The organism is Streptomyces sp. NPDC060205 (assembly GCF_042728395.1).
Lineage (GTDB): Bacteria > Actinomycetota > Actinomycetes > Streptomycetales > Streptomycetaceae > Streptomyces.
In genome coordinates this window covers 8,046-21,084 of the sequence record NZ_JBHWZP010000031.1, presented here as the reverse complement: position 1 = coordinate 21,084, position 13,039 = coordinate 8,046, and the positions used below count along the sequence as shown (strand labels likewise).

Annotated in this window: 11 protein-coding genes and 1 pseudogene; 6 read left to right on the top strand and 6 right to left on the bottom strand. The window is 73.1% G+C overall.

What is annotated here, in order from left to right; genetic code table 11:
• Positions 1–101: 101 nt before the first annotated feature.
• The 3 genes and pseudogenes from ACFWGJ_RS08210 to ACFWGJ_RS08200 all read right to left on the bottom strand — a co-directional run.
• Positions 102–902 (bottom strand): annotated as a pseudogene (locus ACFWGJ_RS08210) (histidine phosphatase family protein); the annotation flags it as partial.
• Positions 903–1,047: 145 nt separating this feature from the next.
• Positions 1,048–1,791: a zinc ribbon domain-containing protein gene (locus ACFWGJ_RS08205; protein WP_387321811.1), complete on the bottom strand. Its 744-nt coding sequence runs from the start codon at positions 1,789–1,791 to the stop codon at positions 1,048–1,050.
• Positions 1,788–2,627 (bottom strand): Nif3-like dinuclear metal center hexameric protein, encoded by an 840-nt coding sequence (locus ACFWGJ_RS08200; protein WP_387321779.1) that lies wholly within the window; start codon positions 2,625–2,627, stop codon positions 1,788–1,790. Before ACFWGJ_RS08200 ends, ACFWGJ_RS08205 begins: the two co-directional genes overlap by 4 nt.
• Before the next feature lie 312 nt (positions 2,628–2,939).
• On the opposite strand from ACFWGJ_RS08200, the gene ACFWGJ_RS08195 reads away from it, so the two are divergent.
• Together ACFWGJ_RS08195 and ACFWGJ_RS08190 are read left to right on the top strand one after the other, a co-directional pair.
• Positions 2,940–5,054, top strand: a complete 2,115-nt coding sequence (locus tag ACFWGJ_RS08195; protein ID WP_387321778.1) for a hypothetical protein — start codon at positions 2,940–2,942, stop codon at positions 5,052–5,054.
• A gap of 87 nt (positions 5,055–5,141) precedes the next feature.
• A complete protein-coding gene (locus ACFWGJ_RS08190) occupies positions 5,142–5,318 on the top strand; it encodes a hypothetical protein (RefSeq protein ID WP_387321777.1) in 177 nt (58 codons plus the stop codon).
• 102 nt (positions 5,319–5,420) lie between these two features.
• On the opposite strand, the gene ACFWGJ_RS08185 is transcribed toward ACFWGJ_RS08190, so the two are convergent.
• From ACFWGJ_RS08185 to ACFWGJ_RS08175, 3 genes are all read right to left on the bottom strand, one after another.
• A complete protein-coding gene (locus ACFWGJ_RS08185) occupies positions 5,421–6,410 on the bottom strand; it encodes a 3-oxoacyl-ACP reductase (RefSeq protein WP_387321776.1) in 990 nt (329 codons plus the stop codon).
• 111 nt (positions 6,411–6,521) lie between these two features.
• Entirely contained in the window at positions 6,522–7,598 is a 1,077-nt protein-coding gene (locus tag ACFWGJ_RS08180; protein ID WP_387321775.1) for a Zn-dependent alcohol dehydrogenase, read from the bottom strand.
• A gap of 83 nt (positions 7,599–7,681) precedes the next feature.
• A complete protein-coding gene (locus ACFWGJ_RS08175) occupies positions 7,682–8,557 on the bottom strand; it encodes a MaoC/PaaZ C-terminal domain-containing protein (RefSeq protein ID WP_387321774.1) in 876 nt (291 codons plus the stop codon).
• A 443-nt stretch (positions 8,558–9,000) separates the two neighbouring features.
• Here ACFWGJ_RS08175 and ACFWGJ_RS08170 point away from each other — a divergent pair, with 443 nt between their 5' ends.
• The 4 genes from ACFWGJ_RS08170 to ACFWGJ_RS08155 all read left to right on the top strand — a co-directional run bounded on the left by ACFWGJ_RS08170 (position 9,001) and on the right by ACFWGJ_RS08155 (position 12,747).
• A complete protein-coding gene (locus tag ACFWGJ_RS08170; RefSeq protein WP_387321810.1) occupies positions 9,001–9,951 on the top strand; it encodes an ABC transporter ATP-binding protein in 951 nt (316 codons plus the stop codon).
• 2 nt (positions 9,952–9,953) lie between these two features.
• Positions 9,954–10,673: an ABC transporter permease gene (locus ACFWGJ_RS08165; RefSeq protein WP_387321809.1), complete on the top strand. Its 720-nt coding sequence runs from the start codon at positions 9,954–9,956 to the stop codon at positions 10,671–10,673.
• A gap of 75 nt (positions 10,674–10,748) precedes the next feature.
• Entirely contained in the window at positions 10,749–11,975 is a 1,227-nt protein-coding gene (locus ACFWGJ_RS08160; protein WP_387321772.1) for a sensor histidine kinase, read from the top strand.
• Between the two features lie 139 nt (positions 11,976–12,114).
• Positions 12,115–12,747 carry a response regulator gene (locus ACFWGJ_RS08155; RefSeq protein WP_387321808.1) on the top strand — a complete coding sequence of 211 codons (633 nt, stop codon included), beginning with the start codon at positions 12,115–12,117 and terminating at the stop codon, positions 12,745–12,747.
• Positions 12,748–13,039: the final 292 nt, after the last annotated feature.

Sequence of the window (13,039 nt, the reverse complement as noted above, 5' to 3'; positions counted from 1 at the left end):
CCTCACCGGCCTACAGCCGACGAACAACCGATCCCCCGAAGGGGCGCGGGGAACTGCGCGAGCAACCCCCACCGGCCCGCACCCGGCCAGCGACCGGCCCCTCAAGAGCTCAACGCAGTGACCTCGTTCAGCAACCGCACACTCGCGTTCCCGTCCGCGTAATACGCCACCTCCGAGAGCGACGCCGCAGCCAGTTCCATCCGGAACAGGGCCTCCGGCGGGGCGCCCAGCGCCAGCCGCACCAACGTCTTGATCGGCGTCACGTGCGACACGACGAGCACCGTACGGCCCGCGTACGCCGCGAGCAGCCCGTCCCGGGCAGCCGCCACACGCCGCGCCACCGCCTCGAAACTCTCGCCGCCGCCGGTCGGTTCGGCGTCCGGTGAGGCCAGCCAGGCTTTCATGTCGTCCGGGTGGCGCTCCCGTACCTCCGCGAAGGTCAGGCCCTCCCAGGCGCCGAAGTCCGTCTCGCGGAGGCCGTCCTCGATGTGTACGTCCAGGTCCAGGCGGGCGGCTGCGAACGCGGCGGTTTCGCGACAGCGGGTCAGGGGGGAGGACACGATGGCCTGTACGGCGCCGCGTTCCCTGCCGCGTTCCCTGCCGGGTGCGGTGCCGCGTGCGGCCAGGGCGGTGGCGACGCGCTCCGCCTGGTGGCGGCCGGTGTCCGAGAGGGGTGGGTCGGTGGGGGCGCCTGCCCCGCTCCCACCTCCGCGTCCGCTTCCGCTTCCGGAGAAGCGCTTCTGCGGGGTGAGGGGGGTTTCGCCGTGGCGGAGGAGCAGGAGGGTGGTGGGGGTGCCCAGGTCTGGGGGGCGGGTCATGTTCTTGGCTGCCTGTACGTCGGTGGTACGGGGGTTGTGGTCCGGCTGACGGCCCGTCGTGGCTGGCCGCGCAGTTCCCCGCGCCCCTTACGGGGCCCTGACCGAGGCCCGCCCGGCTGCCGCCCGAAGCCGCAGGCGGGGATCGGCATTCGGCTCACCGGCCGTCGTGGCTGGGCGCGCCGTTCCCCGCGCCCCTTACGGGGCCCCACCGGGGCCCCCGGGGCGGGGGTTACAGGCCCGACTCCGATGTGCGGATCAGGATGCGGCGGCAGTTCTCGCAGCGGAGGACCTGGTCCGGGGCCGCCGCCTTCACCTCGTTCACCTCGGTGATGTTGAGCTCCAGGCGGCAGCCCTCGCAGCGGCGCTGGTAGAGGCGGGCCGCGCCGACGCCGCCCTGCTGCTCGCGGAGCTTCTCGTAGAGCTTCAGGAGGTCCGCGGGGACGGAGCCCGCGACGACCTCGCGCTCCTTCTGTAGCGTCGCGCTCTCTCCGTCGAAGGACTCGTAGGACGCGTCCCGCCGGCCCGTCGCGTCGTCGATCTTCGACTGGACGGACGAGACCCGCCCGGTCAGCTCGGCGACCCGCTCCTGCGCGGACTCGCGGCGTTCCATGATCTCCAGGACGACGTCCTCAAGGTCACCCTGCCGCTTGGCCAGCGAGGTGATCTCGCGCTGGAGGTTCTCCAGGTCCTTCGGGGACGTGACGGCGCCGGAGTCCAGCCGCTGCTGGTCGCGCGAGGCACGCTGGCGCACCTGGTCGACGTCCTGCTCCGCCTTGGTCTGCTCGCGGGAGCAGTCGCTCTCCTCGGTCTGGGCGGCGACGAGCAGGTCACGCAGCTGCGTGAGGTCCTTGGTCAGCGACTCGATCTCGTCGTGCTCCGGCAGCGAACGCCGCTTGTGGGCGAGCTGCTGGAGGCGGGCGTCGAGGGACTGTACGTCGAGGAGTCGGATCTGGTCGGCGGGCGCGGCGTTCAGTTGGGGGCTCCAGGTGAAGGGGAGTGGGAGTTCCACGGATCGGTGACCGTCTTCGAGACATGGACCCGCAGGCCCCAGCCGTGACGGTCGGAAATCTCGTCGAGCTGGGCTGCGGCCAGCTCGCACCAGGGCCACTCGGTGGCCCAGTGCGCCGCGTCGAGCAGCGCGAGAGGACTGTGGGCGCGGGCCTCGGACGCCGGGTGGTGGCGCAGGTCCGCGGTGAGGAAGGCGTCCACGCCCGCGGCGCGTACGTCCTCGAAGAGGCTGTCGCCGGAGCCGCCGCTGACCGCGACGGTCCGCAGCAGTGCCTCCGGGTCGCCCGCCACCCTGATGCCCTGCGCCGTCGCGGGCAGGCGTTCGGCGGCGCGCGCGGCGAACTCGCGGACGGTGACCGGGTGGTCCAGTTCGCAGACGCGCCCGAGGCCCCGGCGGCCCGCCGGGTCGGCGGGGTCCGGCACCAGGGGACGTACGACCCGCAGGTCCAGCGCGCCCGCGAGGGCGTCGCTCACCCCCGGGTCGGCGCGGTCGGCGTTCGTGTGGGCGACGTGCAGCGCGATGTCGTTCTTGATGAGCGTGTGCACGGCCCGGCCCTTGAAGGTGGAGGCCGCGACCGTCGTCGTACCGCGCAGATAGAGCGGATGGTGGGTGACCAGCAGGTCGGCGCCCAGCTTCACCGCCTCGTCCACGATCTCCTGGACCGGGTCGACGGCGAACAGGACACGGGAGACCTGCTGGTCGGGGTCTCCGCAGACCGTCCCGACCGCGTCCCATGCCTCCGCGCTCCCGGGGGGCCAGAGGGCGTCGAGCGCGGCGATTGCTTCAGACAGACGGGGCACGAACAAAAGGCTACCTGCCTTGTGTCCGTGCCCCACCGGTCGCGGGTGACTCGACCGGCCGCGACCGCGCGACGCCGTGCCGGCCGCCCGCCCCGGCGCCCGCCCGACGCCTGCCCGACGCCTGTCAGGCACGGTGATCCCGGTCTGCTCGGCGCGGCCCCGACCATGAGCACCTTCGCTCCCGTCGAGCACACCCGCCCCCGTTCCCTCAGGCGAATCGGAAGGCGGCCACTCTTATGTGTGAAGGGGCTGCCCGCGGGTCCCACGACTGTGCGTGCGAAAACTAGTTTCGTCGCCGGAGGTGACCGAACGATGGCGGCCTGTGCGATCGAGTCCGCGGCGTCCGAGAACGGAAGGGCCACGCGGGCGGGGTGCGTGATCACCGTCGACGGGGCGTACGCGGCCCGGCTGGCCCGCAGCGGCGAGTCCTGGTTCCCGGAGCGCTGGACGCTGGACGGCCCTGAGCCCTACGCCGTGCCCCTGCCGGGCAACCAGCCGGAGGAGCCCGGCACGGAGGTGCTGCCGATGGCGGACGGGCGCGTGCTCATCCACCGGTTCACCGACGGGCGGCACGCGTTCTCCCTGCTGTACCCGACGGGTCCCGGCACGGGTGAGGTGCCGCTCGGCGCGGTGGAGTGCCCCGAGCCGGGCACGGAGCTGCGGCTGCTGCCACCGGCTCCGGACGGCACACGGGCGTACGCGCTTGCCGTGGGCCGGGGTTCGACCGCGGTGTGGCTGGTGGCGGGCGGCGCGTTCGGGCCCGAGCATCTCGCGGAGGTGCCGGGGCGCTGCTCGGGCGGGGTGTGGCTGGGCGGCGGGGACCGGCTGCTCGCGCTGGACCGGGAGTCGCAGGGCAGGACCAAGACGGTGGTCGTCGATCTGGAACGCGGGGGCGAGGTGTCGCCGCTGCTGCAGATCTCCGAGGAGAGCAACGACCGGCTGCTGCTCGCGGACGCGGACAGCGGGCTGCTCCTGATCCGCTCGGACGCGCCCTCCCCGGGGCAGGAACGGCTCGGCTGGGGTGTGCTGGGGAGCACGCTGCCGGTCCGCTTCCCGGAGTGCCTTCAGCCGGCCGGGTGCACGGTCACGCCGTTCGCGATCCAGCCGGGTCTGGTACTGACGCCGGAGAGCTGCGGGGTCGCGCTGCGGATCGACGGCGACGGCGGCGCCGGTGGCTCGGGCAGCTGGCTGGGAGTCTGGCGCCCGGCGGAACGCCACCTCCACCAGCTCCCGCCCCCCGAGGGCTGGCTGACCGGCTCCGGCCGCTGGACCAGGGACGGAGTGCTCCACCTGCCGTACGCGACGGGGGCGGTGCCGTGCGGGGTGGCAACGGTGGAAGGGTCCACCGTTACGGGTGAAGCACCAGGGGACCCGTCGGATCAGGAACCGCAGCCGCAGCAGGGGCAGGGGCAGGGGCCGGAACAGAAGCCGGGGGTGACCCGCCCGGTACCGCTCCAACAGGCCCCGCTGACGGCCCAAGCAGTCGCAAGCGCCTTCGCGGGCCGCAGGGCGGCACAGGCGGCGGGGAGGAGCCGGGGCCCGGGCGGGACGCCTCACCGCGCCCCGGACCGCACCCCGGACCACCCGTCGAACCGGGCACCGGACGCGGCTCCGGACCGTCCTTCGGCCCCCGCACCGGACGCGATTCCGAACCGCCCGTCGGGCCGAGCCTCAGACACGACCCCGAACCACCCCTCAGGCCGAGCCTCAGACACGACCCCGAACCACCCGATGAACCAAGCACCGGACGCGACTCCAAACCACCCGTCGGCCCCCGCACCGGACACGACTCCGAACCACCCGTCGGGCCGAGCCTCAGACACAACTCCCAACCACCCGTCGCCCCCCGCACCGGAACGCGCTTCGGCCCGGAGGCCCGAACCGGCTCCGGGGACCGCTCGGGGCGGGACCTCGTATCCCGCTCCGGAAGGGAACCGGGACCGGGACTGGAACCGGGGCCGGGACCTGGACACGCCCGCGGGCGGCGCTCGCGTCGCCGTGCTCGACGGCGTCCCGGGCGCGACCCCCGACCGGGCCACGGCGGAAAGCCAAGCTGCGGCCCGGGCTCTGGCCCTCCGCCAGGCTCCTGGCGGAAGTTCCGCCGGAGCCCCCGAGGGGGATCCAGGCAGTACGCCGGACGACGCCCCGCGCAGGGACGCCGGCTCCGAGTTCGGCTCTGGTTCCGGTGCCGGTTCCAAGCCCAGCACCGCTTCAGGCGCCGGGCCCGAGACCAACTCCCTCCTCCCCGCGCTCCGCCCCACCGCCCCTCCCCCGACACCCCCCGGTGTCCACTCCCGACCCCCCGAGCCGGCGCAGCCACTCCGTGTGGAGCGGGTCAGTTGTGAGGCGCCTGCTGACTTTCGGGGGCTTCGGGTGGGCGCCGGGGGCGGGCCGTCGCCGAGTTCTCTCAAAGTGACCACCGAGTAGCCCCGACCACCCCTCAGGTCGGTCACAACCGACCGTTAGAATCTCCGGCGCTGTACCGAAGGATCTTGCTGACGGGGTGAATTCCAGATGAGCGAAACGAACACCATGGAGACGACGGTCACCGACCCGCGGGGGATGTCGGCCCAGGCCGACGACGACGGTGGCCAGGGCCGGCACCGGGGGCCCGTCTCCGCACAGGAGGACGGGGCGATCCCCCGTGGCCGGCACCGCAGGCCGGCCGAGCAGCACGACTCAGGGGCCTGACCACACCACGGGCCGCGACACGACACGGCCCCGTCCGACACTCGTCGGGCGGGGCCGTTCCGCATGGGGGCAGCAGATCCTTGGCTGCTCGTGCTGCGAGAGCTACTCGTGCTTCAGGCCCAGTACCTCCGCCGCCGCGAACGTCTCCCCCCGCGGCCGGTCCGCGTAGTGCGGCGTGAGCAGCGCGTCCAGTTCGTCGTACGTGAAGGCGTCCTGCTTGGTGTCGAACTTCGCCGCCACCCGCGGCCGTTCGACGACGGCGACCATCCCGCCGTGCACGACGAGCAGCTGGCCGTTGACGTGTCGCGCGGCAGGCGAGGCCAAGTAGCCGACAAGCGGGGCGACATGCTCGGGCGCGAGCGGATCGAGCGCTTCCCGCCCTCCAGCCCCCTGCCCCTCCCCTGGCTCCTGGAAGCCCGCGAAGACGTCCGCCGTCATCCGGGTCCGGGCCCGCGGGCAGATCACGTTCGCCGTGACGCCGTACTTGGCCAGTGCCAGCGCCGTCGAGGTCGTCAGACCGACGATCCCGCCTTTCGCGGCGGCGTAGTTGGGCTGTCCCGCGGAGCCCGCGAGGAACGCCTCCGAGGAGGTGTTCACGATCCGCCCGTACACCGGCGCGTCCGCCGCCTTGGACCGTGCCCGCCAGTGCGCGGACGCGAAGTGGGTGGTGTTGAAGTGGCCCTTCAGATGGACGCGGATCACCGAGTCCCACTCGTCCTCGGACATGGAGAAGACCATCCGGTCCCGCAGGATGCCCGCGTTGTTGACGAGGATGTCGAGCTGCCCGAACTCGGCGACCGTCAACTCGACCAGTTCCCGCGCCTGTTCGTGGTCGGCCACGTCCCCCGTGTGCGCGAGCGCGCGGCCGCCCGCCGCCCGGATCTCGGCGGCGACCTCCTCGGCGGGCCCGGCCGACGCGTCGCCGGATCCGTCCCGGCCGGGCTGTCCGTAGTCGTTGACGACGACAGCGGCCCCCAGCCGGGCCAGTTCCAGTGCCTCCGCCCGGCCGAGCCCGCGTCCGGCCCCCGTGACGACCGCGGCCCGCCCCTCAAGCGGCAGAAGGGGCGGATGCGGCAGACGTGGCAATGACATGGAAGTCCCTTCGGCTCGACCGGCCGTGACCGGAGGTTCGGGGCAACGGCAACGGCAACGGCAACAACAGCGACAGCGACAGCGACAGCGACAGCAGTGGACGCAGCAGCGTCAGATCTCGATGCACGTACGCAGCGAGACCCCCGTACGCATCTGGTCGAGCGCCTCGTTGATGTCGGTGAGCGGCACCCGGTGTGTGATCAGGCCCTCCAGGTCGATGCGTCCGGCGCGCCACAGCGCGATGGTCCGCTCGTACGACCGCAGGACGTCCCCCCCGCCGTACATGGACGGCAGGATCCGCTTCTCGTCGAAGAACAGCTCGAACATGTTGAGCTGCAGGAAGTCGTCCATGGCGCCCGCGCCGACGACGACCAGCGTGCCGCCGCGGCGGGTGTTCTCGTACGCCGTGCGGGCGGTGGCGGAGCGGCCGACGACCTCGAAGACGTAGTCGAAGCCCTCGCCCGCGGTCACCGACTGCTTGGCGTCGGGGAGTTCGTCGGGCGAGACGGCCTTGGTCGCGCCGAACCTCAGCGCGGCCTCGCGGCGCGAGAGCACGGGGTCGACGGCGACGATCTCCGCCGCTCCGCGGAGCCGCGCGCCCTGGATCGCGGAGATGCCGACGCCTCCGCAGCCGATGACGGCGACCGACGAACCGGCCTCCACGTCAGCGGTGTTGAGGGCGGCGCCGAGCCCCGTGGTGACCCCGCAGCCGATGAGCGCGGCGATGTCGAAGGGCACGTCGTCCGGGATCGGCACGGCGCAGCCCGCGTCGACGACGACCTCCTCGGTGAAGGTCCCGGTGCCCGCGAAGCCGAACACATCGCCGCCGGGGCGCTTGAAGTTGGGCGTGCCGGCGTTCATGAACCCGGCGAGACACAGTTCGGTCTGGCCGCGCTTGCAGGCGGGACACGCGCCGCACGCGGGCAGCCAGCAGACGACGACCCGGTCACCGGCCTTGACGTTCGTGACACCCTCGCCGACCTCCAGGACCTCACCGGCCCCCTCGTGCCCGGGGATGAAGGGCGCGGGCTGCGGCAGTACCCCGGCCATCGCCGAGAGGTCCGAGTGGCACAGGCCGGTGGCCCGCACCCGGATGCGTACCCGGCCCGGTCCGAAGCCCGTCGCCTCGACGTCGTCGAATATCTCCAGCTTGTCCTGGCCGATCTCGTGCAGTACGGCTGCGCGCATGGTGCGGCTCCCCTCGGAAACGTGCGGAACGTGCGAAAGCTGCGAAACGTTCGGACGGCACGCGCCCCTCGTCCTCGGGACGCTCAGGTGTGTTCGACGACGGTGTCGGTGAGGACGGGCGCGTCGTCGCGTTCGGCCGCGCCCGCCGTCACCCGGACCCGGCCGTCCTCCTCCCACATGCGCACGCGCAGGGTCTCCCCCGGGTACACCACCCCGGCGAAGCGCGTGGCGCAGGAGCGGACCCGGGTGACATCGCCGCCGAGCACGGTGTCCACGACCGCCTTCAGCGTCATCCCGTACGTGCACAGTCCGTGCAGGATCGGGCGGTCGAAGCCGGCGAGCTTGGCGAACTCGGGGTCGGCGTGCAGCGGGTTCCAGTCGCCGGAGAGCCGGTACAGGAGGGCCTGGTCCGCGCGGATCGGGCGTTCGACGGTCCGGTCCGGGGCGCCCGTCGGCGGTTCGGGGCGCGTGGAGGGGCCCCGGTCGCCGCCGAAACCGCCTTCGCCGCGTACGAAGATCTGCGCGTCGTTGGTCCAGAGCGGCCCGTCCGCGTCGGCGACCTCGGTGCGTACGACGAGGATGGCGGCCTTGCCCTTGTCGTACACGGCGGCGATCCGGGCGGTGGCGACCGCCTCACCGGCGACCGGGATCGGCCGGTGCAGCGTGACGGTCTGGCCGCCGTGCAGGACGTGCGCGAGGTTGACGTCGACGCCCGGCATGGAGAGGCCGCTGATCACGCCCGGGGAGCCCGCGCCCGCGACGGTCGCGAAGCTCGGCAGGACGTGCAGCCGGGACTCCAGGGTGTAGCGCAGTTCGTCGGGGTCGGTCGCGGGGTCGTCCCGGTCGGGGTTCGCGCCGGCGCCGACGCCGAGGTGGTAGAGCTGGACGTCCTTGTGACCCCAGGCGATCCCGGCGGACCGGGGCTCGGCCGCGAGGGCCTGGGCAACGTCGATGGGCATGGGGCTCCTGACTGCCGCGCGGAGAACACGGACGGGCACGGGAGAACACGGGAAGACCTCGATGCGGCCGTCCGCACCGTCGGTCGCACCGAGGTCGACTCCGGGCCGGGGAACCTGGAACCCGCCTGTTCTAGAACGCGTTCCAGTACCGGCGATCCCCTGTATAGCCGAGCCCCGGGCACATGTGAAGACTCCTGACGCCATGTCAGATAGCGGCGTGACCGCACGCACTCCCGAGTCCCGGCAGCGCCCCTGCGGCGCCCTGGCTGTGCCCCGGCCATGACATTTGTCCTGCCCGAGTCCGTACATGCGCATCTGCCGCGCCCCGCCCGCCGCTCCGTAGCGTCGTTCCCATGACGAAGACGGGGACGACGGCAGGAACGAGGACGGGGCCGAGGACGGAGACGGCGGCGGAGACGTCGACGGGGACGGCGGCGGTACGGATGACGGGGGCGGTCAAGGCCTTCGGTGCGGTACGGGCCGTGGACGGGGTCGACCTGGAGATCGCCCGCGGCGAGACGGTCGCACTGCTCGGCCGCAACGGCGCGGGCAAGTCCACCGCGCTCTCCCTCCTGCTGGGCCTGAACGAGCCCGACGAGGGCACCGTCCGCCTCTTCGGCGCCGCTCCGGAGCACGCCGTACGGGCCGGCCGGGTCGGTGCCATGCTGCAGGACGCGCGGCCCGTGCCGCGGGTGACGGTGGGTGAGCTGATCGGGTTCGTGGCCCGCACCTATCCCGCGCCGATGCCCGTCCGGGAGGCGCTGACGCTGGCCGGCGTCGCCGAACTGGCCGGGCGGCGCGTCGACCGGCTCTCCGGGGGCCAGACCCAGCGGGTGCGGTTCGCGGTCGCCCTCGTCGGGAACCCCGCGCTGATCGTGCTGGACGAACCGACCGCCGCGCTGGACGTGGAGGCCCGGTACGCCTTCTGGGACTCGATGCGGGCGTACGCGCGCCACGGCCACACCGTCCTGTTCTCCACGCACTACCTGGAGGAGGCGGACGCCAACGCCGACCGGATCGTGGTCGTCGACCACGGGCGGATCGTCGCCGACGGCACCGGCGAGCAGCTCAGACGGGCCGCCGGCGGCAGTCTCGTCGCCTTCGACCTCGCGGGTGCAGGTACGGACGGGCTGTCGCTGCTGCCCGGCGTGGTCTCCCTGGAGGTCCGGGGTGACCGGGCCCGGCTGCGGACCGACGACCCGGACGCGACGGTGATCGCGCTGGCCGAACGAGGTGCGATACGGGGCCTGGAGGTCGCTCCGGCCTCGCTGGACGACGCGTTCCTGGCGCTGACCGCCACGGCCAGCGGCTCGACCTCTCCCTCGGCCTCCGACTCGGCCTCCGACTCGGCCTCCGACACGGTGGCACAGCCCGCTTCCCTGGAGACGGTGTGATGATGCTCGACTATCTGCGGCTCGAAGTGCGCCGGACCCTGCGCGACGTCGGCTTCATGATCGGCGGGGTCGTGATGCCGGTGGTGATGTACCTGCTGTTCACGAACCTCGGGGGCGGCGCCGACGCCGACTGGAAGACCGCGTCCATGATCGGCATGGCCGCGTACGGGGCGATGGGCTCGGCCCTGAACACCGGCGGCGGGGTCGCCGAGGACCGCACGACCGGCTGGCTGCGACAACTGCGGATCACTCCGATGAGCCCGCGCCAGGTGGTCACGGGGCGTGCGCTGACCGGCGCGGTGACGGTCCTGCCCGCAATCGTCGCGGTCCTCGCGGCGGGCGGCCTGGTCAACGGCGTACGGATGGACGCCTGGAAGTGGGCGGTCGTCGCGCTGGCGCTGTGGCTCGGCTCGGTGCCCTTCACCCTGCTCGGGCTCGGCAACGGCTACCGGCTGACCGCGCAGGCCACCGGCGTGGTGAACATGGTGTGCAACCTGACGCTCGCGGTGGTCGGCGGGCTGTGGTTCCCCCTGGCCCTGTTCCCCGGCTGGCTGCGGTCGCTGTCGTCCTACACCCCCACGAACCGCTTCGCACAGCTCGGTACGGCCGTCGCCGACGGGCGGGCGCCCGCGCTCGCGGCCGTCCTGGTGCTGACCGGCTGGCTGCTGCTCTTCGGCTCGTACGCTGTGGTCTCGTACCGCAGGACCGCGCGGACCGTCTGAACGGAATCGGGAACAGGTACACGCAGGCGTACACGTACACGTACAGGCACGGGCACAGGAACGGGGGCCGGGCAGATGTCCTGGTTGCGGAGCGTCAGTTGCCGGATGGCCGAACGGCGGGAGGAGCGGACCGGGCACAGGAACGCGAGGCTCCCCGAGCACCTGGGCCCGCCGCCCAGCGGTTTCGCGCTGCTGCCCTGGCTCCTCATGGGAATGGGCGCCTTCTCCAACCTCTTCCAGGGCAGGACCCCGAACCCGTGGATCGGCGGCATCGGACTCCTCGTCTTCAACTCCCTCTACATCCAGGTGGTGTTCCGCGCCTTCACCAAGGAAGCCCGCGAGGCCCGCTCCACCCGGGGCGCGCTGATCGCGCTGGGCGTGGTGACCTGCCTCCTCGGCGGTCTGTACGGGGGCAGCTGGCTCCTCTTCTTCCCGCTGCTCGGGCTCGCCGCGGGCGCGATCGTCCGCGGGCCGTGGCTCGGCAGGACCGGGGTCGGACTGAGCGTGCTCGCCGGCGTCGTGGCGGGGGTGCGGGACGGCTGGGGCGCGGTGAACGTCGCGTACGGCACGTTCCTGTCCACGATGGTGACCGCCGCGATCCTGTCCCTGTCCGACGCCGTACGCGAACTGCGGGCCGCGCGCGAGGAGTTGGCGCACCAGGCCGTCGAGAAGGAGCGGCTGCGGTTCTCCCGCGACCTGCACGACCTGCTCGGCCACACGCTCTCCGTCATCGTCGTGAAGTCCGAGGCGGCCCGGCGCCTCGCCCACCGGGACCTGGACGCGGCGCTCGTCCAGGTCTCCGACATCGAGTCGGTCGGCCGGCAGGCGCTCACCGAGATCCGTGAGGCGGTCACGGGGTACCGCGAGGGCAGTCTGGCCACCGACCTGGACCGGGCGCGGTCGGCGCTCAAGGCCGCGGGGATCGAACCCGTCGTACGGCAGTCGGGGCCGCCGTTGTCCGCGCAGGCGGAGGCGCTGCTCGGGTGGGTCGTGCGGGAGGCCGTCACCAATGCGGTGCGGCACAGCGGCGCCCGCCGCTGCTCGATCACGGTGGACGGGGGGTCGGAGCGGGTGCGGGTGCGGGTGTCGGACGACGGCGGGGGTGCGGCCGCCGTGCCCGCGTCCTCGCCCCCTGGTTCCTCACCCTCCGTCTTGCCGGGTATCGGCGGGACCGGGCTCAAAGGGCTGACCGAGCGGCTTGCGGCGGCGGGGGGTTCTCTGGAGGCGGGGCCTGGAAGCCGGGGCGGGTTCGTGGTGACGGCGGAGCTTCCGGGAGAGGCGGTGGGGGTGGCTGCGGTCTGAGGGGGCCCGGGGGTGGTTTTGCCGGGTGCGGGTGCGGGTGCGTGGGGGCTGGTTGCGCAGTTCCCCGCGCCCCTGAAAGGCACGAGTGCGGCCCCTGAGCAGGGGAGCCGAGACAGCCTAATGTTGGGGTGTGAACGAGATGCCCCAGGATCATCGGCCTGCCAAGTCCATCCGTGTGCTGCTCGCCGAGGATCAGGGGATGATGCGGGGCGCGTTGGCTCTGCTCCTCGGGCTGGAGGCCGACATCGACGTGGTGGCGCAGGTCGGGACGGGGGACGCCATCGTGGGGGCCGCCCTGGAGTCCCGGCCCGATGTCGCGCTGCTGGACATCGAACTGCCCGGGATCAGCGGGCTCGACGCCGCCGCGCTGCTGCGTCAGGAGGCGCCCGACTGCCGGGTGCTGATCCTCACCACCTTCGGCCGGCCCGGCTATCTGCGCCGTGCCATGGAGGCGGGTGCCGCGGGGTTCCTCGTCAAGGACGGGCCCGTGGAGGAACTGGCGCAGGCGATCCGCCGGGTGCTGACCGGGGAGACCGTCATCGACCCGGCGCTCGCGGCGGCGGCGCTGGGGGCGGGGCCGAATCCGCTCACGGCGCGTGAGTGCGATGTGCTGAAGGCTTCGGCGGACGGGGCGACAGTCTCCGACATCGCGTCGAAACTGCGTCTCTCCGAGTCGACCGTGCGCAACTATCTCAGCTCCGCGATCGGCAAAACGGCGACGCGCAACCGCATGGAGGCGATGCGCGAGGCCCGCCACCAGGGGTGGCTGTAGCCCTTCTGCTGCGGCGCGCCGCGGGGGCCCAGGTGCGTGGCCGACTGCGGGCGCGTGGGGGTCGGCCGCGCAGTTCCCCGCGCCCCTGGGGGTGTGGGGGTGCGCTGCCACCTGCGGGTGCGTCGTGGTTACCCGCGCCGTTCCCCGCGCCCCTGGGGGGGGTGGAGGTGCACTGCCACCTGCGGGTGCGTCGTGGTCGCCCGCGCCGTTCCCCGCGCCCCTGGGGGGGGTGGAGGTGCACTGCCACCTGCGGGTGCGTCGTGGTCGCCCGCGCCGTTCCCCGCGCCCCTGG

Bases quoted from the DNA above. Each gene is read 5' to 3' on its own strand.
- ACFWGJ_RS08195 (WP_387321778.1), top strand. From the start codon at position 2,940: ATGGCGGCCTGTGCGATCGAGTCCGCGGCGTCCGAGAACGGAAGGGCC.
- ACFWGJ_RS08190 (WP_387321777.1), top strand. From the start codon at position 5,142: ATGAGCGAAACGAACACCATGGAGACGACGGTCACCGACCCGCGGGGG.
- ACFWGJ_RS08185 (WP_387321776.1), bottom strand. From the start codon at position 6,410: ATGTCATTGCCACGTCTGCCGCATCCGCCCCTTCTGCCGCTTGAGGGG.
- ACFWGJ_RS08180 (WP_387321775.1), bottom strand. From the start codon at position 7,598: ATGCGCGCAGCCGTACTGCACGAGATCGGCCAGGACAAGCTGGAGATA.
- ACFWGJ_RS08175 (WP_387321774.1), bottom strand. From the start codon at position 8,557: ATGCCCATCGACGTTGCCCAGGCCCTCGCGGCCGAGCCCCGGTCCGCC.
- ACFWGJ_RS08170 (WP_387321810.1), top strand. From the start codon at position 9,001: ATGACGGGGGCGGTCAAGGCCTTCGGTGCGGTACGGGCCGTGGACGGG.
- ACFWGJ_RS08165 (WP_387321809.1), top strand. From the start codon at position 9,954: ATGCTCGACTATCTGCGGCTCGAAGTGCGCCGGACCCTGCGCGACGTC.
- ACFWGJ_RS08160 (WP_387321772.1), top strand. From the start codon at position 10,749: ATGTCCTGGTTGCGGAGCGTCAGTTGCCGGATGGCCGAACGGCGGGAG.
- ACFWGJ_RS08155 (WP_387321808.1), top strand. From the start codon at position 12,115: ATGCCCCAGGATCATCGGCCTGCCAAGTCCATCCGTGTGCTGCTCGCC.